The organism is Bacillus lumedeiriae, assembly GCF_044891285.1.
GTDB lineage: Bacteria > Bacillota > Bacilli > Bacillales > Domibacillaceae > Pseudobacillus > Pseudobacillus lumedeiriae.
On the sequence record NZ_JAUIYO010000035.1, the window covers coordinates 1 to 2,935 of the forward strand.

The window sequence follows — 2,935 nt, forward strand, 5'->3', positions numbered from 1 at the left end:
AGGTTAAGTTAGAAAGGGCGCACGGTGGATGCCTTGGCACTAGGAGCCGAAGAAGGACGGGACTAACTCCGATATGCTCCGGGGAGCTGTAAGTAAGCATTGATCCGGAGATTTCCGAATGGGGAAACCCACTGTTCGTAATGGAACAGTATCCTTACCTGAATACATAGGGTGAGAGAAGGCATACCCAGGGAACTGAAACATCTAAGTACCTGGAGGAAGAGAAAGCAAACGCGATTCCCTGAGTAGCGGCGAGCGAAACGGGAACAGCCCAAACCAGAAGGCTTGCCTTCTGGGGTTGTAGGACACTCTACACGGAGTTACAAAGGAATGAAGTAGGCGAAGAGGTCTGGAAAGGCCCATCAGAGAAGGTAACAATCCTGTAGCCGAAACTTCGTTCCCTCCAGAGTGGATCCTGAGTACGGCGGAACACGTGAAATTCCGTCGGAATCCGGGAGGACCATCTCCCAAGGCTAAATACTCCCTAGTGACCGATAGTGAACCAGTACCGTGAGGGAAAGGTGAAAAGCACCCCGGAAGGGGAGTGAAAAAGATCCTGAAACCGTGTGCCTACAAGTAGTCAGAGCCCGTTTATGGGTGATGGCGTGCCTTTTGTAGAATGAACCGGCGAGTTGCGATTTCATGCGAGGTTAAGCCGTAGAGGCGGAGCCGCAGCGAAAGCGAGTCTGAATAGGGCGAATGAGTATGAGGTCGCAGACCCGAAACCAGGTGATCTACCCATGTCCAGGTTGAAGGTAAGGTAACACTTACTGGAGGACCGAACCCACGTACGTTGAAAAGTGCGGGGATGAGGTGTGGGTAGCGGTGAAATTCCAATCGAACCTGGAGATAGCTGGTTCTCTCCGAAATAGCTTTAGGGCTAGCCTCAAGGGAAGAGTCTTGGAGGTAGAGCACTGTTTGGACTAGGGGCCCCCCTCGGGTTACCGAATTCAGACAAACTCCGAATGCCAAAGACTTATCCTTGGGAGTCAGACTGCGAGTGATAAGATCCGTAGTCAAGAGGGAAACAGCCCAGACCACCAGCTAAGGTCCCAAAGTATACGTTAAGTGGAAAAGGATGTGGAGTTGCTTAGACAACCAGGATGTTGGCTTAGAAGCAGCCACCATTTAAAGAGTGCGTAATAGCTCACTGGTCGAGTGACTCTGCGCCGAAAATGTACCGGGGCTAAACGTATCACCGAAGCTGTGGATGGACACCATTTGGTGTCCGTGGTAGGAGAGCGTTCTAAGGGCTGTGAAGTCAGACCGTAAGGACTGGTGGAGCGCTTAGAAGTGAGAATGCCGGTATGAGTAGCGAAAGAAGGGTGAGAATCCCTTCCACCGAATGCCTAAGGTTTCCTGAGGAAGGCTCGTCCTCTCAGGGTTAGTCGGGACCTAAGCCGAGGCCGAAAGGCGTAGGCGATGGACAACAGGTTGATATTCCTGTACCACCTCTTTACCATTTGAGCAATGGGGGGACGCAGGAGGATAGGGCAAGCGCACAGTTGGTTTGTGCGTCCAAGCAGTTAGGCTGGTGATGAGGCAAATCCCATCACCGTGAAGGCTGAGCTGTGACGGCGAGGGAAATATAGTACCGAAGTTCCTGATTCCACACTGCCAAGAAAAGCCTCTAGCGAGGTAAAAGGTGCCCGTACCGCAAACCGACACAGGTAGGCGAGGAGAGAATCCTAAGGTGAGCGAGTGAACTCTCGTTAAGGAACTCGGCAAAATGACCCCGTAACTTCGGGAGAAGGGGTGCTCTTTGGGGTGCATAGCCCTGAGGAGCCGCAGTGAATAGGCCCAGGCGACTGTTTAGCAAAAACACAGGTCTCTGCGAAGCCGCAAGGCGAAGTATAGGGGCTGACGCCTGCCCGGTGCTGGAAGGTTAAGAGGAGGGGTTAGCTCACGCGAAGCTCTGAATTGAAGCCCCAGTAAACGGCGGCCGTAACTATAACGGTCCTAAGGTAGCGAAATTCCTTGTCGGGTAAGTTCCGACCCGCACGAAAGGCGTAACGATCTGGGCACTGTCTCAACGAGAGACTCGGTGAAATTATAGTACCTGTGAAGATGCAGGTTACCCGCGACAGGACGGAAAGACCCCGTGGAGCTTTACTGCAGCCTGATATTGAATTTCGGCACAGCTTGTACAGGATAGGTAGGAGCCTTTGAAACCGGAGCGCCAGCTTCGGTGGAGGCGTCGGTGGGATACTACCCTGGCTGTGTTGAACTTCTAACCCGCACCCGTGATCCGGGTGGGAGACAGTGTCAGGCGGGCAGTTTGACTGGGGCGGTCGCCTCCTAAAATGTAACGGAGGCGCCCAAAGGTTCCCTCAGAATGGTTGGAAATCATTCGCAGAGTGTAAAGGCACAAGGGAGCTTGACTGCGAGACCTACAAGTCGAGCAGGGACGAAAGTCGGGCTTAGTGATCCGGTGGTTCCGCATGGAAGGGCCATCGCTCAACGGATAAAAGCTACCCCGGGGATAACAGGCTTATCTCCCCCAAGAGTCCACATCGACGGGGAGGTTTGGCACCTCGATGTCGGCTCATCGCATCCTGGGGCTGTAGTCGGTCCCAAGGGTTGGGCTGTTCGCCCATTAAAGCGGTACGCGAGCTGGGTTCAGAACGTCGTGAGACAGTTCGGTCCCTATCCGTCGCGGGCGCAGGAAATTTGAGAGGAGCTGTCCTTAGTACGAGAGGACCGGGATGGACGCACCGCTGGTGTACCAGTTGTCTTGCCAAAGGCATCGCTGGGTAGCTATGTGCGGACGGGATAAGTGCTGAAAGCATCTAAGCATGAAGCCCCCCTCAAGATGAGATTTCCCATAGCGCAAGCTAGTAAGATCCCTGAAAGATGATCAGGTAGATAGGTTCGAGGTGGAAGCGTGGCGACACGTGGAGCTGACGAATACTAATCGATCGAGGACTTAACCAAT

At 53.5% G+C, this 2,935-nt stretch carries 1 rRNA gene; it reads left to right on the top strand.

Going from position 1 to position 2,935, the window contains the following annotated elements:
* Nucleotide 1 precedes the first annotated feature (1 nt).
* Nucleotides 2–2,934, top strand: a 23S ribosomal RNA gene (locus QYG89_RS16945).
* Nucleotide 2,935 lies beyond the last annotated feature (1 nt).